Consider the following 17,765-nt stretch of genomic DNA (forward strand, 5'->3'; position numbering starts at 1 on the left):
CATGCGCAGGCCTTGGGGTTGGTGGTGGTTGTGCTTGATTCCTGCGCTGGCGACAGCGCAGGACGAGCCGTTGCGCCTGGCCTTCGACGGTCAATTGCTGCGGGTGAATCAAACCCAGGTGCTGGATCGCCAGCCATTGCCCGACACGTTGCAGGCACCGTTGGGCAGCCTGTGGAAACTGTTTGTCTACGCCTGGCTGGTGGACACCAACGCTCGCGAACCGGTGTATGAGTGCCGCGGCGAGTCGAAGGAAGAAGTCTATTGCTGCAATCCCGGGCAGAGCATCGGTCGTGACCAGGCGCTGGTGAAGTCCTGCGGTTTGTATTTCGAGCCGCAGCGGCTCGGGCTATCGGCCTCGAATTGGCGCGATTACTGGCAGACCCGCCAGGCGCCGGCCTGGTTGTTGGACCTGCCAGCGCTGCAACCCCAGACGCAAGTACCGGTCGCGGGATTGCTCAAGGCCCTGGCCATGCTGCCGGCCCAGGACCAGGCCCGTCGGGTGCTGTTGGACGTGGTCCTCGGGGCGGCGGACGGGCGGCTGGTCGGTGAGTTGGGCAGCCGCCTGCGGGTCAAGACCTGGAGCTGGTTGGGCGACCAGGGGCCTTCCTCGCGGCAGGGCGGTTTTGCCGGTTGGCTGTCTGACGGCACGCCGGTGTGGGCCGGTGGCCGTGGCACCAGCCAGCAGGTCCTCAAGGTTTACGGTGAAGGTCTGGCGGCGGCGTTGCCGTCCCGCTGGCCGGCGGACACCGGGCGCTGCGTGGAAGTCGATCTGTTTGCCCGTTATCCGTTGCAACGGGTGATGGCCGGCGAGCGGCCGGCCACACCGGGTCAACTGCGCGGTGACTACCGCGTCGAATTCAGCAACGGCAACCAATTGGACATCCACAGCGATGGCGAGCTGTTCCTGCTGCCCGGCAAGCTGGTGGCGCGCCTGGACCGCGAGGAGTACGTCGCCCGGGTCTTGCAGCGCGAAGCCAAGGCAGAGCCCGCCGAAGCCGCCAAGGCCCTGGCGGTGGCGATTCGCACGTATTTGCTGCAAAACGCCCAACGCAACGGTGATTGCCTGAGCATCGACGACAGCAGCCATCGCCAGCGCGTCGCGCCACGCCCGGCGGCGCCTGGAACCCGGGCCATTGCCGCCTGGACCAGCGACCTGGTCTTGGCCGGCACCGATGTCACCTACCACTCCGACCAGGCGGGCCCGGACAAACTGTCCTGGGCGCAAGCCGTGGAGCAGGCCAACGCTGGCCAACGCTACGACGCCATCCTGCTGCACGCCTACCCGCGCGCCAGCCTCAGCCGTTGGGACAACCCGGTGGCGTCCTGCGAAGCGCTGCCCGCCGCCCAGGACTGGCTGCTGAAGCAGCGCCGGGGCTGGCGCGAGCGGCTGGAAAGTGAAGTCGGCTACAACGAAATCAGCGCTTTCGCCGTCTGCCGCGTCGCCTTCGGCCGGCCGTATGTCGACCGCGAACGCCAGCGCATCTACGTGCGCGGCGTGCTGTCGCTGCAAGATCGTCTCGACCTGACACATGAATATTTGCACCTGGCCTTCGAAGCTCACCCCAACGGCCAGGACGAAACCTATATCGAAGGGCTCGCCCGTCACCTCTTGCTGGAATAGACCATGACACTCCGTTATCCACAGGTCTTGCTGTTGCTCTGCGCCCTGACCGCGTTATCACCGGCCATGGCCGCCGACTCTATAAAGCTCGACACCCCCATTGGCGGCTGGCGCAGCGGTGCGCCGGGGGGGGAAGGCGAAAGCTTCAGCCAAACCGTCAATTACCCAGCCTCGTCGGTCAACACGCCTCCGGGCCAGGCCGACACTGCGCGCATTACCGGGCAGATCAAGGGTGCGCCCAAAGACAGCAACGCGCCGGGCCAGTTGATCGTCAACGGCGTCAGCCTGCCGCTGAAACTGGATGAAGAAGGTCGCTTCGACCGGCCGTTCTCGTTCCCCAACGGCAGCAACAGCGTTGAAGTGCGCAGCGCCGATGGCCAGCAGCGCCACCGCACGCAATTTCTCAACACCAGCGGCGGCGCCACCCCGGCCAAGCTGCGGGTGTTGCTGACGTGGGACAGCGACGGCACCGACCTGGACCTGCACCTGGTCACCCCCGATGGCGCGCACATCTGGTACGGCGACCGCGCCGTCGCCAACGGCGCGGCCCTCGACGTCGACGTCACCACCGGCTACGGCCCGGAAATCTTCGCCATGCCCGCGCCGATCAAGGGCCAGTACCTGGTGTATGTGAATTACTACGGCGGCGGTTATCGCAGTGAAGAGGACGGTGAAGAGGGCGAGTCCGTGGCGCAGGCGCAACAGGCCTTGACCACCGCCCAGGTCACCGTGATCACCGAAGAGGGCACGCCGAACGAGAAAATGGAAACCTTCGTCGTGCCGATGCGGGCGGTGGGGGAGCTGACGTTGGTCAAAAGCTTTAGCTACCCGTAAGCCGCCTATCAGCAGCCAAAGCTGAGGTAGCAGCCTGTGGAGATCTCCTAATGTGGGAGCGGGCTTGCTCGCGAAGACGGCGGCACATTCAACATCAATGCAAGCTGACCCGCCGATTTCGCGAGCAAGCCCGCTCCCACAGAGGAACTGTGGCGAACGTCTGATCTGTGACACTCGAACCCCCCTGTGGGAGCGAGCCTGCTCGCGAAGACGGTGGCACATTCAGCATCTATGCAAGCTGACCCACCGATTTCGCGAGCAGGCTCGCTCCCACAGGGTTGGATGGGCTGCAATAAAAAATCTCACGCGTGAGCTATTGTGGGGTTTGGAAAGTGCCTGTAGTGTTTCTCACGCGTGAGTTTTTCACAGTGGGGTCAGTACCATGCCAACCAGCTCTCCATCAGATCCGCCTGACGGGTCTGTGACCGATCCAGCGAGCCGCACGGGAGAGCGCGCCAAACCCTCGGCGAAAAAACCGTCGAGCTTCTACATGAAGCAGATGCGCGCGGGCTTGAGTGCCGCCGGGTATGTGAAACACGAGACTTGGGTGCTTCCCGAAAACAGAAGCCTGCTCAAGCAAATGGAGAAACAGCTACGCCAACCGATTCTGGCTGGCTCATTCATGTCGGAGGATTACATGAGCGCAGGTAATAACTGGAACATCGATCGCCTCTACAGCGCCCTTCAGGCCCTGGACGAAGTGGTCGCGAACGACATCTCCCTCTCCCTCGTCCAAGGCTCCGAGTCCAGCATCAAGCTGGAAATGAATGACTTCGGTGGCTTGCCGATCTACATCGCCGTGGTCGGCGACCAGATCATCGTCGATACCGTGCTGGTGGACGTGGAGTCGATCAGCGATGTGGCGGCCTTCAACGACGCGGTGTTGCGCAGTCGGGAAATGTTCCCGCTGTCGTCCATCGGCATCGAGACCATGCCCAACGGACAGGTGGTCTACAACATGTTCGGTGCGTTGAGCGCCGACTCCAGCCTGACCAACGTCGTCACCGAGGTCAAAACCCTCGTCGACAATGTCCAGCGCGCCAGCGAAGCCTTCGAACGCTTCTTCATCTAATTCGCCGAATAGGAACCATCCAATGACTCAGTCCATCTGGAGCAAGTTGTTCACCGCACTGCGTGGCGGTGCCAACGAAGTCGGCGAATCGATCGTCGACCAACAGGCCCTGCGCATCCTCGACCAGGAAATCCGCGATGCCGACAGCGCGCTGGCCAACGCCAAGCGTGAGCTGGTCACCATCATGGCCAAGCACAAGCTGGCGACCGATCGCGTCGGCGAATACAACGCCAAGATCAAGGACCTGGAAGCCAAGGCCCTGGCAGCGATCCAGGCCAACCGCGAAGACCTGGCGCTGGAAGTGGCCGAAGCCATTTCGACCCTGACCAACGAACTGGACGCCGAGCAAAAGCACGCGACCGAATTCGGCGGTTACGCGGACAACATGCGCAAGGACATCACCAAGGCCGAAGCCCGCATCAAGAGCCTGCGCCAGCAAGTGGACATGGCCAAGGCCCGTGAAAGCGTGCAGAAGGCCCAGGTCAGCGCCTCGATCGCCAGTGGCGGCGCCAATGGCAAGCTGGAAACCGCCGTCGGTACGCTCAACCGCCTGCAAGCCAAGCAACAGCAACGTGCCGCTGAACTGCAAGCCCAGGACGAACTGGCCGAGGCCTCGACTGGTTCCGATCTGGAACGCAAGCTGCGCGATGCCGGCATCACGCCAAACGAAGGCAGCGCCAATGCGATCCTGGAACGCCTGAAGAAAAAATCGGCTGAGTAAGTCATGCAGGTGCGCTCATCACCCTGAGCGCACTGAACCTGTGGCGAGGGAGCTTGCTCCCGCTGGACTGCGCAGCAGGCCCCTTTTGGAGCCGCTTCGCGCCTCAGCGGGAGCAAGCTCCCTCGCCACAAGGGTGTGGCACGCCACGGATTTAATTGTGCTGCAGGTACTTCTATCCAAGCCGCGCAACAGGTTTAATGCTGTCCGGCCACTACGCTCGTGCCCCCAGGCGCCAGAGCGATGATCCCGCCAGGAACCAAGCCCCACGGAGTCAGGGACGCAATGTCGATTTTCCTTTTGTTGCGCACGTACGCATCGTCCTTCTTCCATCGCTTCGGTTGGGCGGGGCTGGCCATTGTGCTGGGCGTGCACCTGTCCACGGCCTGGATCGGCCTGGTGCTGTTGGGCGAGCAACACCTCATCGCCGCCGCCACGTTTATCTACTTCTATCTCACCACCACGCTCACCGTCGGCTATGGCGATCTGTTGCCACAGACCTCCGCCGGACGGATTTTCGTGGCGACCTGGATCATGCTCGGGGGCATTGCCCTGTTGACGACGGTCATCGGCAAAACCACCAGCAGCGTCATCGATGTATGGAGAAAAGGCATGAAGGGCAAAGGCGATTTCACCGGCAAGGTCGGCCACACGGTGCTCATCGGTTGGGAGGGCGCCACCAGCGAGCGGGTCATCGAACTGCTGCTGCAGGACGAAACGTCCAATGACAACCTGATCGTCATATGCGATTGCGATCTCGAAGAAAACCCCATGCCCGGCAAGGCCACCTACATCAAGGGCGACAGCCTGTCCTCCGTCGCGCTGTTGCAGCGTGCCGGCGTGCCAGGTGCCGAACGCGTGCTGGTGCGCACCCATTCCGACGACCTGACCCTGGCCACCGTGCTGGCGGTCAATCGACTGGGGCCTGTCGGGCATGTGGTCGCCCATTTCAATGACAGCGAAGTGGCCGCCCTCGCCAGCGCCTACGCGCCGAGCCTGGAATGCACCTCCAGCATGGCCATCGAAATGCTGGTGCGTGCCTCCCAGGACCCGGGCTCATCGGTGGTCATCAATGAATTGCTCTGCGTCGGCGAAGGCGCCACGCAATACCTGATGAAGCTGCCCGAAGCGTTTGAAGCGACGTTTGGCGACCTTTATATCCGGATGAAAGAGCAGCACAACGCTACGCTGATCGGTTACCGCGCCCAGGGTGCCCGCCAGCCTTCGATCAACCCGCCCGGTGCCACCCGTGTGGTGGGCGGCGAACTCTTCTATATCGCCTCGGCGCGTCTCAAGGAAATTTCCCATGGGGTGGTTTAAACAGTTGATGGGGCTCGAGGCCCCGAATTCGAGCGCAACAGCCAGCAATAGCGCGCCTGTCGTTGGGCCGCTGGGCCTGGCCTCCGGCAAGCAGGTCATGTTCGATGCCACGCTCAAATTGCTGCTCGACGGCAACACCGCCGTGGTCATCCCAGGCAACCAACAGATCTGGAGCCTGGGCATCGTCGACCTCGGGCAGTCGAACTGGTTGTCGCGCTGCTACATGAACGACGAGGACTACTGGTTGCAAGTGCACACCAGCGGCGACGTCGCCGGGCAGGTCGAGTCGGTGATCCTGTTCAACTACCTCAGCTACGTCACGATCAACAGCGAAGCGGAATTGCGTCGCCTGGCCGGCCCGGAAAGCCTGATCGGCCTGCCGACCTACACCCACGACGGCGTCGAGTACAGCCGCGAATGGGGCACCGAGGCGGGCCAGACCGAGCTGGTGGGATTGAGCGAGCGCGTAAGCAATCCCGAAGAGTCCTACAGCGTCGAGCACCGTTCGATGCTGTATGCCCGCGACACCGGCCTGACGGATCGCCGGGAGTTCCTGTTGTTTTCCGTCGAAGAGGACGCCGAAGGCACTGTCAGCCTGAGCACTTCGCTGGGTATTTCGCTGTACACCACTGACCTGAACACTCTTTGAATAAGGAAGAAGTCCATGCTTGAAGCGCTCTCCATTTCCCTGAACAAAGCCGCCGTGCTTGGCTTTGTCATGTACATCCTCGGCGCCGCCGTGCTGTTCGCGCTGTTCCAGTTCATCTACACCCGCGTCACGCCGCACAAGGAATTCGAACTGATCCGTTCGGGCAACGTGGCTGCAGCCATCGCCCTGGGCGGCGCCGTCATCGGTTTCGCCATTCCGGCCAGCAACGTGATCGCCTACTCGATCAGCATGCTGGACTTCGTCGTCTGGGCAGTGATCGCCGCGGTCGTCCAGTTGCTGGCGTTTCTGGTCACCAGCCTGGTGCTCAAGGGCGCTTCCGCGCGCATCAAGAACGGTGAAATCGCCGCGGGTATCTACATCGCCGCCGTGGCCATCAGCGTCGGCATGTTGAACGCCGCGTGCATGACGCCTTCCACGAACTGATTGCGCCACGGAGATCCCGATGAAACGAAGCAAGTACGTCCAGCTCTCGCTGGCCGCGTCGGTCGCCCTGGCGATATCCGGTTGCGGGCCTGCGGAAAAAACCTACAAGTTGCAGAAGAAGTACAACTTCCAGTCCGTCCAGGAATGTGTCGATGAAAAGCTGCCGGTAGACATTTGCTCCACCGCCTACATGACCGCCATGGGTGAGCATCGTCGCATCGCGCCGGTATACGATAGCAAGGCCGATTGCGATGCCGACTTCGTGCCCGATTGGTGCCAGCAGGACTCGGCCGGCAAGTTCCTGCCCAAGCTGGGTGGTTTCGAGCTGAACGCCGATGGCGAAGTCACGCAGTCCGAGGTCGATGCCGCCCGGGCCCAGTTGCCGGCTTCGGAAGCGAACGTCGGCGGTTCAGGCTTTGGCAACCTGCTGACCGGGCTGCTGATCGGCAACATGTTGAGCGGCAACCGCAGCAGTTATTACTCCGAGCCGGTCTACCGCTACCGCGATGACCGCGGCAACTTTGGGTCCTCGACGCTCAGCCAGCGGGTTTCCAGCGGCTCGACCTTTACCAAGTCCAACCAGGCGCGGTATGGCAGCTACACCGACTCCGTCAAGACCAGCAAGGCGATGTCCGTTGCGTCGTCCACTTCGCGCGGTGGCTTCGGCAGCAAGTCCAGTGCCCGCAGCGGTTGGGGCGGTTCGAGCAGCTCCGGCGGCTAAGGAACGAGGGCCATGAAGAAGATCCATTGCGCAGAACGTCCTGACTGGAAACAGACCGCCGAGCAACTCGGCTTTCTGTTCCACACCATCGACGACGAACCCTATTGGGACGAAAGCGCGTACTACCAGTTCACCCTCAAGCAGATCGAGGACGATCTGGAAGACCCGACCACCGAGCTCCATGACATGTGCATGGACCTGGTGGCCCGGGTGGTCCAGAGCGAAGAATTGCTGGAACGCCTGAGCATTCCCGCGCCGTTCTTCGACCTGGTGCGCACGTCATGGCTGGAAGGCCATCCGCACCTGTATGGGCGCATGGATTTCTCCTACAACGGCACGGGCCCGGCCAAGTTGTTGGAACTCAACTACGACACCCCGACCAGCCTCTACGAGGCGGCGGCGTTCCAGTGGGGGTGGCTGGAGCAATGCATCGAACGCGGCATGCTGCCGGCCCATGCCGACCAGTTCAACAGCATCGACACCAAGCTGCACCAGGCCTTCGCCCAGTTGCAGCTCAAGGAGCCGTTCTATTTCGCCTCGATGAAAGGCTCGGTGGAAGACAAAGGCACCACGGATTACTTGCGCCTGATCGCGGAAAAAGTCGGCATTGAATCGCGGCACATCGATATCGAAGACATCGGCCTCAACAGTGACGGACGTTTCGTCGACCTGGAAGAGCGCTGGATTCCTCACCTGTTCAAGTTGCACGCGTGGGAGTTCATCTTCCACGAGCCGTTTGGTGAAGCGATCGCTCAATGCGATACGCAGTTTTTCGAGCCGGCCTGGAAGTCGATCATCTCCAACAAAGGCATCCTGCCGCTGCTGTGGGAATTCAACAAAGGCCACCCGAACCTGCTTGCCGCCCACCTGGACACCGACACTAGCAAAGCGGTGCCGAAAGGCTGGGTGCGCAAGCCGTTCTTTTCCCGGGAAGGCGCCAACGTCGAGCTGCAGACCGCTGACGGCTTGACCGTCAAGGAAGACGGCCCCTACACCGACGCGCCGTTCATCCTCCAGGAATTCGCGCCACTGCCGAAATTCGACGACAGCTACACCCTGATCGGCTCGTGGGTCATCGGCGACCAGGCCGCCGGCATTGGCGTGCGGGAAGACAACAGCCTGATCACCAAGGATTCCAGCCGGTTTTTGCCGCATTTGATTCTTGATTGATTTTCTGGACTAAGCACTGACCCCCTGTGGGAGCGGGCTTGCTCGCGAAGGCGGCGGCACAGTCACCATTGGTGTCGCTTGATGCACCGTCTTCGCGAGCAAGCCCGCTCCCACAAGGATGTATGTCTCGCCGGGCATACCCACCGCCTGTCGCCTTTGCGGAATTGCGCCTGCCCCCTTCCTGTCGACTTTAAAGAGCCCAAGAAAAACCCGAGCGCGGCACGCCATTCGTGACAGGAGGCCCCCATGCGTATCCATCACCTGAACTGCGGTTGCATGTGCCCCGTGGGTGGGAAGTTGTTCGATGGCTACAGTCGGGGGCTGACGGCGTGTCTGGTGTGTCATTGCCTGTTGATCGAAACCGACAACAATGGCCTGGTCCTGGTGGACACCGGTTTTGGCCAGCGGGATGTCCAGACGCCCGAACGGCTTAGCCGATTCTTCCGGGCGTTCAACAACATCAAGTTCGAGCATCGCCTCACCGCGTTGGAGCAAGTGCGCCGGTTGGGTTTCGACACCGGCGATGTGCGGCATATCCTGCTGACGCACCTGGATTTCGATCACGCCGGCGGGCTCCAGGACTTTCCCCAGGCTCGGGTTCACGTGATGCGCGACGAGATGGCGATGGCGCGTAGCGCCGACACCTGGATCAGTCGACGGCGATTCCAGGCGCGCCAGTGGCAGGGCGTCGACAATTGGGAGTTCTATGCCCCGGACGGTGACACGTGGTTCGGTTTTGATTCGGTGCGCGCGTTGATCGGGGCGGAAGAAGAGGACATTTTCCTGGTCCCGCTCCAAGGCCACACCGCCGGCCACGCCGGGATCGCCCTGAGGACACCGGACGGCTGGATGCTCCATGCCGGCGATGCGTATTTCTTCCACGATGAAGTCCATCAGCCCGAGCGGCGTTGCCCGCCGGGGCTGAAGTTCTATCAGTACATGATGGACACCTATCGCCCGGCACGGCTGCGCAATCAGGATCGCCTGCGGGAACTGGCGGCGGGCCAGAATGGGCATGTCGAGATTTTTTGCAGTCACGATGCCAAGGAATGGGAACGCTCTACAAGCCAGGCGCGTACCGTTCGTGTTGATCCCACGGCCATGCCGTCGACCCACCGCTAAACCACCCGCCCAAGCACACTGTGGGAGCGGGCTTGCTCGCGAAGACGGCTGCACAGTCTACATCAATGCAAGCTGGCCCACCGATTTCGCGAGCAAGCCCGCTCCCACAGGTTAGATATTCACCACAGACCCCCGCAGGTTCAGGGGTTCGCCGCAGGCTTTTTCAAGTCCACCAGTACCGCACCAGGTGGAAGAAGATCGGCGCGGCGAAGCACACCGAGTCCAGCCGGTCGAGCATGCCGCCGTGGCCTTCGATCATGTGGCCCCAGTCCTTGACGCCGCGATCGCGCTTGATCGCTGACATGACAATGCCGCCGGCAAAGCCCAGCAGGTTGATCAGCAAGGCGATGAGGAACGACTGCCAGGGATTGAACGGCGTGATCCACCACAGCGCACCACCGATCAGCGAGGCCAGGAAGATGCCGCCGACAAAACCTTCCACGGTTTTCGAGGGCGACAGGTTCGGCGCGATCTTGTGTTTGCCGAACAGCTTGCCGCAGACGTACTGCAACACATCCGAGAGCTGCACCACGATCACCAGGTAGGCGATCAGCAATAGGTTGCGCCCTTCGAAACCGGCGATGTCCAGGGTCAGCAGGGCGGGCACGAAGGAAATGCAGAACACCGCGATCATCAAGCCCCACTGGACCTTCGAAGCGCGCTCGAGGAAATGCGTGCTGTCGCCGCCCAGGGACGCCAGAATCGGCAGCAGCAGGAATACATACACCGGGATAAAGATCGAAAACAGCCCGTACCAGTCGTAGTAGATCAGCAGGTATTGCAGCGGCAGGGCCAGGTAGAACGCCGCCACCAGGGCCGGGTAGTCACTGCGCCGGGTCGGTGTCAGGGTCAGGAATTCCCGCAGGGCGTAGAACGACACCGCGTAGAACAACAGGATGACCGCCGCGTTACCGAGCCAGAACGCGATGCCGATCACCAGCACCATGATCCACCAGGCGTTGATCCGGGCGTTGAGGTTATCGATGACCGAGTTGGGCGCGCCTTTGGTCCGCAGCCTGAGAATGAAACCAATCAGCGACGCCAGCACCAGAATCGCGCCGATCCCGCCAAACAACATCAGGGTATATCGATCCATGTCAGACGTGCTCCGGGGCCAGTGCCAGCAGCGCGGCGCGGCTGCGTTCAAGGAATTGCTCTTTGCTTTCACCCTCTTCGATGCACAGCGGCGCACCGAAACTGGTGGTGCACAACAACGGCAGCGGCAGCACACGGCCCTTGGGCATGACGCGGTTGAGGTTGGCGATCCACACCGGGATCACCTCGACCTCGGGGTGGTTTTTCATCAAGTGATAGATCCCGCTCTTGAAGGGCAACAGGCCTTCCTCCGGATTGCGCGTGCCTTCCGGGAAGATGATCAGCGAGTCGCCGTTTTCCAGCGCATCGAGCATCGGTTGCAATGGGTTGTACGCAGGGTCCTTGCGCTCGCGGTCCACCAGCACGCCGTTGAACACCCGGTTGATGATGTAGCGGCGCACCGGGCTGGTTTGCCAATAGTCTGAGCCCGCCACCGGGCGGGTGAGCTTGCGCAGCGCCGGCGGCAGCGAGGCCCAGAGCAGCACGAAGTCACCGTGGCTGCTGTGGTTGGCGAAGTAGATCCGCTGCACCGGCGTCGGCGCGCAACCGAGCCACAGGCTGCGAGCGCCCGTGACCATGCGAGCGGCGGAGGTGATGAGGTTGGCGACCACGGGTTCGAACATGAGGATTCCTTGTCCTGAGAAACATAAGCATTACTGTGGCGAGGGAGCTTGCTCCCGCTGGGCTGCGCAGCAGCCCCCAAGAGGCTGAATACAACCAATCTGACACACCGCAGTGCTTGGTTTTGGGACTGCTTCGCAGTCCAGCGGGAGCAAGCTCCCTCGCCACAAAAACTCTTTAGATACCTGAAGCTAACCAGGGACTGGCCAGGATGAAGCCCAGCACCAGGACAACTTGTATCGCCAGCAACCGCGACTGCCGACGCAGCAGCAACAACGCGCCGTGCCGTCGTTCGGTCCACAGGCGCCCGGCCCGTTCGGCGGGTTGCAGGCCCAACGCGGTGAGGGCTTGATCCAATTCATAGGTGCGTTCGGCCAGGGAGTGGGTGCTGTCGGCCATGCGCTGGAACAGATCGGCGTCAAACGCCACGCGCAGCGCCCAGTATTTTTCCACCACTCCGATAACCAGCAGCACAGCACTCAACAGCAGCAACCACGGATCGATCAGGCCCACCAGCCATTGCCCCAACCCCAGCAGCGCCGCCAGCAGCGTCAGTCCCGTGGAAAGCTGGTCCAGCGAATGACCCCGGCGCAACAGGCTCGCCACGGTGTGGAGTTCCATATCACTGATCATGAGCATTCCCCCGTGTTGTGGATAACTGTTCCAGTGCCCGACGGTGCGCCGCGTGCAAGACGATGCGCGGTCGAGCGCGCTGGATCTGCACGATCGCTGCGTCAACGTTCGCTGCCCGGCCAGTGTGCAACAACCAGGCAACCACCGCCGTGGCGCTGCGCGAATAACCCAAGGCGCAGCAGACCAGCACTGGCCCATGTTGGCGCAGGCTTTCGATGGCTTCTGCCGCTTTCAGGCATTGCTCGGCGGTCGGCGCCGTGAGGTCGAGCACCGGTAACGAACGATAGGAGACATTCGAGCTGTCCATGGACAGTTCCGCGCAGAGGTCGAGCACGCCGGTAAACGTGCTGTCCTTCAATTCCATCGGCGTAGGCACTCGCCCCAGCCAGACGTTATCCGCGATCAGGTCTGGCTGCGGGTGCTTGCGCGTCCAGCAGCGGGAATTGATCCACGCCGCCGCCAGGTACGGCGCCAGCAACCAACGCACCGCCGGACTCAAGCGACCATCGGCGCGCTTCTGGAAACCATCAGCTCCGAACATCAAGTAATTCAGCGCCACCATGAGCACCGCGACCGCCGGCCAGATCAGCCAGAGCCACGCGCCGCCCAAGGCAAACGCCGGGATGAACAGCGCCGCCGCGCCCAGGCCATAACGCAAGGCCAGGCGTCGGCGGGCCGGATCGGCGGTCAGGCGCGCACTCGACAGCGGACTCGGTCGATCCAGCGGCCACAACCAGACGCACAGCCAACCGGCCAACGCGCCCGTGGGCAGGTCAATGAAGTGATGTTGATAAGTCGTCAGCACCGACACGCCGATCAACGCGAACCAACCGTGCATCACCCAGCGCCAGAAGCCCTGCAAGTGCCGCTGGTAACAGACCCAGAGCACCACCAGCAGCGCGATGTGCAGCGACGGCGCCTGGTTGAACGGCTTGTCGAAGCCGGCCAGCACGTCGAACATCCAGCCGAACAGCCCATCCATTTCCGGCCGGGGAAAGGTAAACGTCAGCGGCCAGAGCAAAAAGCAACTGACCGCAATCACCTGGGCCGTGAGCAGGCGCAAGGCATGGCGCTTGAGTTCGTCGCGGCTGTTGGGCAACAGCAGGGACAGGCCGTACAGCAGATCGATCGACCAGTACGGCACGATGGTCCAGGCCATGAACGGCATGTGGCTTTCCCAGGCGAACACCAGCGTGCCGACGTCGTCACGCTGGGCGGTGACCCAGGTGGCGAAGCCGTAGGTGGTGAAGAACAGCGGCGCCAGCAACAGCAGCCACAGCACCGCCGGTTTGAGCAGCGCGGGTTCGCGGGCCGGAGCGATGACGGCGCTCATTACTGCACTCGCTGCGCCAGCGAAACGCTGAAAATGCCCCATTCATCGACACGCAGGGTGATCTTGCGGAAGCCCGCCGCCTCGACCAATTGATCCATTTCCGCCTGGGTGCGTCGACGCATCACCCAGGCTTGCCCTGCGCGGTGGCTGGTGAGGGCGCGGGCGATCAGTTCCAGTTGCGGGTGCCACGGCTGGCCGGTGTAGACCAGGAAGCCACCAGGCTCCACGGCTTCGGCCAGGCCGGCGAGGGAACCGCCGACCATCTGGTTATCGGCGAACAGTTCGTACAGGCCCGACACCACGGCGAGGGTTGGTTTTGGCTCCAGGGCTGCCAGATCCTGGCGGTCGAAGGCATCACCTTTGACGAACTGAGCGATGTCGCCCAAGCCTTTTTCCAGGATCAGCGCGCTGCCGTCGCGCACGTTGATGTCGCTGTAGTCGCGCAGCAGGATCGACTCGGGCAACGGGCTGACGCCTTGCAGCGCTTCGAGGATGTAGCGGCCATGGCCGGCGGCGATGTCGACGATGCGCACTTCGCGGTCCTGGGCGCGCAACTCGGCCATCGCCAGGCGCAGCAGTTCTTCGACGTGCACCTTGCGCTGGCGAATGCCGCGCCAGCCGATGGAGTTGAGGTAGTTCTGGTCGATCATCTTGCCCAGCGCCGACGTGCCGGTAGGGCGGTTGCGGTAGACGTAGTCCAGGGTGCTGCCGGAGTCGAAGCCGGTGTCGAAGCCCAGCTTCACCCCGGCGGACAATTTGCTGCCAAAGCGCATGCTGGCGCGGGTCATGCGCCAGTAAAGGTCACGCAACGAGTTGTGGGGCAGCGGGGTGGCCAGGGTTTCGGCTTCGGCGCAGGTCGCGCCCAGGCGATCGGCGTCGAGCAGGGAAGGGCGCTCCAGCGGACGGGCGAAGTTTTGCAGGATGAAGCGGCGGGCGCTGGCCACGGCCGGCGCCCGGTTCTTCTCGCCGAGGGTGTCGTGGAAGAAGCCCGGCAGAATGTGTTTTTCCTTGTGCAGGCTGCCCAGGCGTTCGAAGAACTGCTCCTGGGGTTTGCGGTGCACCACAAAGTCCGAACCGGAGATCAACAACTGCGTCGGCACCTGGATCGCCTGGGCATCGGCCACCACGCGGTCGGCGGCTTCGTACAGGCCCAGCAGCACGTTCACCGAAATGGCCTTGGTGATCAACGGATCGCTGTCGTAGGACGCCACGCGCTCTGGGTCATGGCTGAGGAATTTCGCCTTGACGTAGCTATTGACGAAGAAATTGCCGCGGAACTTGCGCATCAGCGCCAGGGCCGGCCGGGCGAACGGCACGTAGAGCTTGACCTTGAACGCCGGCGAGGCCAGCACCAGCGAGCGAATGCGCGGTGCGTAGTCATGGACCCAGGTGGACACGATCACCGCGCCGACGCTTTGTGCGACCACGGCGATGTTCGCTTCGTCGATCTGATGCGTCGCGCCGATGTGATCGCAGAAGGTCTGCACGTCCCGCGCACTGGTGGCAAAACTCGGGCTGTCGCCCCGTTCGCCCGGCGACTGGCCGTGGCCGCGCGCGTCCCAGGCAAAGAAGTCGAACCCGGGCAAATCCAGCTCATCCACCAGGTGCGCAATGCGCCCGGAGTGTTCATGACCACGATGGAACAACAACACAGCCTGGCGGGGTTCGCCCGCTGCGGCATCGATAGCCGGCCAGTGTTGGTAGAACAGTTCCACGCCATCGTGGGTGGTGAATGTCCGGTTTTGGGCTTCGCGCATTGCAACTTCCTTATGCTGAGGGAGCGTTTTCCGTCACCTGGCCCAGGCCATGACGGACCCGATTGACCAAGGTATAAACCAGCAGGGCGGCAACCACCGCCATCACACCATTTATCCAGAGTGCCCCGAGCCAACCCAGGGCAATGCCGGTCGCCAACACGCCAAACACAAAAGCGCGATCGCTCTTGCCCATCGGCCCGTCATACCGCCGCGAAGCCCCCACCATCGCCCCCAGCACGCCGGCGTATTCACTGAACAACGCCAACAGCGTGACCAACAACACGAGCAGAAGACTGGTATCGGCAAACAAGGCAAAAGGCAGGATCAAGGCAACGTCGGCGATGATATCGCATAGCTCGTTGAGGTAGGCGCCCAGATGCGATTGTTGACCAAACTCCCGCGCCAGCATGCCGTCCACGGCATTCAACGCCATGCGCAGGAACATCCAGATCGGCACCAGGACGAAAATCCACGGATGGCTGGCGAACCAGGCAATGACCGCCCCCACCAACACCGAGACGATGCCCGCGAGCAGAGTGACCTGGTTGGCGGTGACACCGTTGTCGTAGAGGCGTTGGACCATGGGGCGCAGCAGGTTTTGAAAGGCGGGCTTGAGTTGGTAGATGGAGGGCATCGGGGTGAGATCTCGGCCGGTGGCGGGGCTGGGCTTATACAGGTGCGAGATTACGATAGGTTGAGGGGTTGCAGGCGGGTATTTCTTGAGAATGCGTGCGGGTAGGCATCTATTCGCGCGTTTATCTGCGCAAGCCCCCCTGGGAGAATGCAAAAAACGCTAAACCTGTGGCGAGGGAGCTTGCTCCCGCTGGGTTGCGCAGCAGCCCCAAGGCCATTCAACGCGGTGTCCGGGCAGGTTTACGACTGCTGCGCAGCCGAGCGGGAGCAAGCTCCCTCGCCACGATGATTCATGCGCCTTAAGTTAAGGGGAGCCTGTGAGAGCAACTGTTCACACATTCCCAACCTCACTGCAGTTCCCCCAGGTTTTGTGTCTGAAACGAATATGCGCTGTGCATTCGATTCTGTTCCGAGGCTGCATTGGCCGATGTTCCAGCTCTGATTTATACTGAGCAAATCATGAGCGCTGTTTGTATTAAAATTTCCTTATAAAACAATTTGTTACTGGTATTTTAAGGCTAGGTGATGTCCGGGGGGGAAGTCATGATTATCGAAGAGCGGCTTAAAAGATCAATCGCCTTGCGAAAGGACGATGTGTTTCTACGCGCCGAATTTTCCGACTTCGGCAGCCCCGCGCAGGTATCCCGAGCGCTGCGTCATCTGGTGGCTAGCGGTGTATTGGTCAAGCTCGGTGTGGGTGTCTTCGCAAAAGCCAAGGCCAGTGTGCTTACCGGCAAGCCGATACCCATTCGTCCCCTTGAAGTCTTGGCGCCTTTGGTTCTGCAAAAGCTTGGCGTGAAGATCACGGCTGGACGCGCAGCGCGTGAATACAACGCCAGCGATAGCTTGCAGCTACCTGCCGGCATCGTTTTTGACACGGGGTCACGGCGTATTAATCGAAAACTCGGCTTCGGTGGTCGTTACGTCGTTTATGAAAATCATCACGCCTGAACAGGTCGAGTTAATCGATGCGGTGTTGGCAGAGGTCGATGTCGGACTGCTGACGGCCAGCATCCTGGAAAAAGACGTCCATGTGACGGATGCTTTGCAAGCTCTGATGGGCATGCAGTTTCCCGGTGTTCGCCTGGTGTTTTGCGGTGGTACAAGCCTGTCGAAGGCTTACCAACTGATCGAGCGTATGTCTGAGGACGTCGACTTAAAAATCGTTCTGAATGATCTTGATGTGTTGAGTGCCTCGGCTCAGAAGCGGCACCTCAGCAATCTGAAGGCTCAGGTTTGTCATGTCCTCGCCGAGCTCGGTTTTGAGGAGATCGTGGAAGAGCGTGTTGCCCGGAATGAAAACCGCTACTTCGCCAGTCGTTGGCAATATGCCCCGCAATACCCTCATGACAGCAGTTTGCGCCCATACCTAAGTCTTGAGCTGACTGCGCGAACCCCACGGTTTAAAGTGACTCAGCAGCCACTGGAATACCTGGTCAATCGACTCGCCGCAAGGTCTGGGCGATTAGGCAATATTGCCTGCGTAGCGGTAGAGGAAACACTTGCGGAGAAAGTCATTTCGTTTCTTCGCCGTTATGCCCAACACCAAGCCGGAGCCATGCTCCAGCCGTGGGACGATACATTGGTGCGGCATATCTATGATGTTTACTGCATAAGCCACGGCGATCCGGCTGTCGGCGAACGAGCCGCTATCGGATTCAAAAGCCTGGTGGAGTTTGATGCGCTGGAATTTGGTCGGCAGTTTCCTCCATTTGCTGACGATCCGGGAAGTGTCATGCAGAGCGCCCTCCATCAGGCGAGTTCGGATGCGCAGATTCGTCGCCAGTATGACGCGAAGCTCATGCCGCTGATTTTTGGCGATGTCCGCCCGAGCTTTGATGAGGCTTATGTCGTGTTTCGTCAGCACGCCGAAGCGTTGATGCGGACGTTGTAAAACGCTCGGTTAAAGGCCAAGCGTTAAATTTAGCGAATCGCCCTACATCCTTCGTCCTCTTCCACTGACTTAATTCCCCTGTCATCCCCGGCAGAGTCTCGCGTCCGTCCCTGCACCGCGAGATTCCT

At 61.5% G+C, this 17,765-nt stretch carries 18 protein-coding genes; 12 read left to right on the forward strand and 6 right to left on the reverse strand.

What is annotated here, in order from left to right; all coding sequences use genetic code 11:
* Position 1 precedes the first annotated feature (1 nt).
* From J3P88_RS03830 to J3P88_RS03875, 10 genes are all read left to right on the forward strand, one after another.
* A complete protein-coding gene (locus J3P88_RS03830) occupies positions 2–1,621 on the forward strand; it encodes a DUF2300 domain-containing protein (RefSeq protein ID WP_434574066.1) in 1,620 nt (539 codons plus the stop codon).
* Between the two features lie 3 nt (positions 1,622–1,624).
* Positions 1,625–2,455, forward strand: coding sequence for a YfaP family protein (locus tag J3P88_RS03835; protein WP_186710535.1), 831 nt, complete (start codon positions 1,625–1,627; stop codon positions 2,453–2,455).
* 490 nt (positions 2,456–2,945) lie between these two features.
* Entirely contained in the window at positions 2,946–3,527 is a 582-nt protein-coding gene (locus J3P88_RS03840; protein WP_434574068.1) for a YjfI family protein, read from the forward strand.
* Positions 3,528–3,549: 22 nt separating this feature from the next.
* Complete coding sequence (locus tag J3P88_RS03845; protein ID WP_186710531.1) at positions 3,550–4,248, forward strand: PspA/IM30 family protein; 699 nt, start codon at positions 3,550–3,552, stop codon at positions 4,246–4,248.
* Positions 4,249–4,530: 282 nt separating this feature from the next.
* On the forward strand, positions 4,531–5,565 hold the full coding sequence (locus tag J3P88_RS03850) for an ion channel (protein ID WP_434574070.1): 1,035 nt from the start codon (positions 4,531–4,533) through the stop codon (positions 5,563–5,565).
* Positions 5,552–6,214 (forward strand): DUF2491 family protein, encoded by a 663-nt coding sequence (locus J3P88_RS03855; protein ID WP_186710529.1) that lies wholly within the window; start codon positions 5,552–5,554, stop codon positions 6,212–6,214. Before J3P88_RS03850 ends, J3P88_RS03855 begins: the two co-directional genes overlap by 14 nt.
* Before the next feature lie 15 nt (positions 6,215–6,229).
* A complete protein-coding gene (locus J3P88_RS03860) occupies positions 6,230–6,658 on the forward strand; it encodes a DUF350 domain-containing protein (RefSeq protein WP_014340424.1) in 429 nt (142 codons plus the stop codon).
* A 19-nt stretch (positions 6,659–6,677) separates the two neighbouring features.
* Positions 6,678–7,379, forward strand: a complete 702-nt coding sequence (locus J3P88_RS03865; protein ID WP_186710528.1) for a DUF1190 domain-containing protein — start codon at positions 6,678–6,680, stop codon at positions 7,377–7,379.
* Between the two features lie 12 nt (positions 7,380–7,391).
* A complete protein-coding gene (locus J3P88_RS03870; protein WP_434574073.1) occupies positions 7,392–8,549 on the forward strand; it encodes a glutathionylspermidine synthase family protein in 1,158 nt (385 codons plus the stop codon).
* A 246-nt stretch (positions 8,550–8,795) separates the two neighbouring features.
* Positions 8,796–9,671 carry an MBL fold metallo-hydrolase gene (locus J3P88_RS03875; protein WP_434574075.1) on the forward strand — a complete coding sequence of 292 codons (876 nt, stop codon included), beginning with the start codon at positions 8,796–8,798 and terminating at the stop codon, positions 9,669–9,671.
* Positions 9,672–9,834: 163 nt separating this feature from the next.
* Here the strand turns inward: J3P88_RS03875 and J3P88_RS03880 are convergent, their stop codons facing one another.
* The 6 genes from J3P88_RS03880 to J3P88_RS03905 form a co-directional block, all read right to left on the reverse strand.
* On the reverse strand, positions 9,835–10,767 hold the full coding sequence (locus J3P88_RS03880; RefSeq protein ID WP_003205974.1) for a phosphatidate cytidylyltransferase: 933 nt from the start codon (positions 10,765–10,767) through the stop codon (positions 9,835–9,837).
* A 1-nt stretch (position 10,768) separates the two neighbouring features.
* Entirely contained in the window at positions 10,769–11,389 is a 621-nt protein-coding gene (locus J3P88_RS03885; RefSeq protein WP_186710525.1) for a lysophospholipid acyltransferase family protein, read from the reverse strand.
* A gap of 175 nt (positions 11,390–11,564) precedes the next feature.
* On the reverse strand, positions 11,565–12,020 hold the full coding sequence (locus tag J3P88_RS03890; protein WP_434574077.1) for a hypothetical protein: 456 nt from the start codon (positions 12,018–12,020) through the stop codon (positions 11,565–11,567).
* Complete coding sequence (locus tag J3P88_RS03895; RefSeq protein ID WP_434574079.1) at positions 12,010–13,353, reverse strand: phosphatase PAP2/dual specificity phosphatase family protein; 1,344 nt, start codon at positions 13,351–13,353, stop codon at positions 12,010–12,012. Before J3P88_RS03895 ends, J3P88_RS03890 begins: the two co-directional genes overlap by 11 nt.
* Complete coding sequence (locus J3P88_RS03900; protein ID WP_434574081.1) at positions 13,353–15,110, reverse strand: bifunctional alpha/beta hydrolase/class I SAM-dependent methyltransferase; 1,758 nt, start codon at positions 15,108–15,110, stop codon at positions 13,353–13,355. Before J3P88_RS03900 ends, J3P88_RS03895 begins: the two co-directional genes overlap by 1 nt.
* 10 nt (positions 15,111–15,120) lie before the next feature.
* On the reverse strand, positions 15,121–15,744 hold the full coding sequence (locus J3P88_RS03905; protein WP_434574083.1) for a CDP-alcohol phosphatidyltransferase family protein: 624 nt from the start codon (positions 15,742–15,744) through the stop codon (positions 15,121–15,123).
* 542 nt (positions 15,745–16,286) lie between these two features.
* On the opposite strand from J3P88_RS03905, the gene J3P88_RS03910 reads away from it, so the two are divergent.
* Both J3P88_RS03910 and J3P88_RS03915 read left to right on the forward strand, forming a co-directional pair.
* Entirely contained in the window at positions 16,287–16,694 is a 408-nt protein-coding gene (locus J3P88_RS03910) for a DUF6088 family protein (protein WP_411385746.1), read from the forward strand.
* Positions 16,675–17,637, forward strand: coding sequence for a nucleotidyl transferase AbiEii/AbiGii toxin family protein (locus J3P88_RS03915; protein WP_434574085.1), 963 nt, complete (start codon positions 16,675–16,677; stop codon positions 17,635–17,637). The genes J3P88_RS03910 and J3P88_RS03915 overlap by 20 nt, the downstream gene beginning before the upstream one ends.
* The last annotated feature ends 128 nt before the right edge of the window (positions 17,638–17,765 follow it).

Origin of the sequence: Pseudomonas sp. Z3-6 (assembly GCF_051131985.1) — a bacterium.
Lineage (GTDB): Bacteria > Pseudomonadota > Gammaproteobacteria > Pseudomonadales > Pseudomonadaceae > Aquipseudomonas > Aquipseudomonas zanjanensis.

Bases quoted from the DNA above. Each gene is read 5' to 3' on its own strand.
- J3P88_RS03830 (WP_434574066.1), top strand. From the start codon at position 2: ATGCGCAGGCCTTGGGGTTGGTGGTGGTTGTGCTTGATTCCTGCGCTG.
- J3P88_RS03835 (WP_186710535.1), top strand. From the start codon at position 1,625: ATGACACTCCGTTATCCACAGGTCTTGCTGTTGCTCTGCGCCCTGACC.
- J3P88_RS03840 (WP_434574068.1), top strand. From the start codon at position 2,946: ATGAAGCAGATGCGCGCGGGCTTGAGTGCCGCCGGGTATGTGAAACAC.
- J3P88_RS03845 (WP_186710531.1), top strand. From the start codon at position 3,550: ATGACTCAGTCCATCTGGAGCAAGTTGTTCACCGCACTGCGTGGCGGT.
- J3P88_RS03850 (WP_434574070.1), top strand. From the start codon at position 4,531: ATGTCGATTTTCCTTTTGTTGCGCACGTACGCATCGTCCTTCTTCCAT.
- J3P88_RS03855 (WP_186710529.1), top strand. From the start codon at position 5,552: ATGGGGTGGTTTAAACAGTTGATGGGGCTCGAGGCCCCGAATTCGAGC.
- J3P88_RS03860 (WP_014340424.1), top strand. From the start codon at position 6,230: ATGCTTGAAGCGCTCTCCATTTCCCTGAACAAAGCCGCCGTGCTTGGC.
- J3P88_RS03865 (WP_186710528.1), top strand. From the start codon at position 6,678: ATGAAACGAAGCAAGTACGTCCAGCTCTCGCTGGCCGCGTCGGTCGCC.
- J3P88_RS03870 (WP_434574073.1), top strand. From the start codon at position 7,392: ATGAAGAAGATCCATTGCGCAGAACGTCCTGACTGGAAACAGACCGCC.
- J3P88_RS03875 (WP_434574075.1), top strand. From the start codon at position 8,796: ATGCGTATCCATCACCTGAACTGCGGTTGCATGTGCCCCGTGGGTGGG.
- J3P88_RS03880 (WP_003205974.1), bottom strand. From the start codon at position 10,767: ATGGATCGATATACCCTGATGTTGTTTGGCGGGATCGGCGCGATTCTG.
- J3P88_RS03885 (WP_186710525.1), bottom strand. From the start codon at position 11,389: ATGTTCGAACCCGTGGTCGCCAACCTCATCACCTCCGCCGCTCGCATG.
- J3P88_RS03890 (WP_434574077.1), bottom strand. From the start codon at position 12,020: ATGATCAGTGATATGGAACTCCACACCGTGGCGAGCCTGTTGCGCCGG.
- J3P88_RS03895 (WP_434574079.1), bottom strand. From the start codon at position 13,353: ATGAGCGCCGTCATCGCTCCGGCCCGCGAACCCGCGCTGCTCAAACCG.
- J3P88_RS03900 (WP_434574081.1), bottom strand. From the start codon at position 15,110: ATGCGCGAAGCCCAAAACCGGACATTCACCACCCACGATGGCGTGGAA.
- J3P88_RS03905 (WP_434574083.1), bottom strand. From the start codon at position 15,744: ATGCCCTCCATCTACCAACTCAAGCCCGCCTTTCAAAACCTGCTGCGC.
- J3P88_RS03910 (WP_411385746.1), top strand. From the start codon at position 16,287: ATGATTATCGAAGAGCGGCTTAAAAGATCAATCGCCTTGCGAAAGGAC.
- J3P88_RS03915 (WP_434574085.1), top strand. From the start codon at position 16,675: ATGAAAATCATCACGCCTGAACAGGTCGAGTTAATCGATGCGGTGTTG.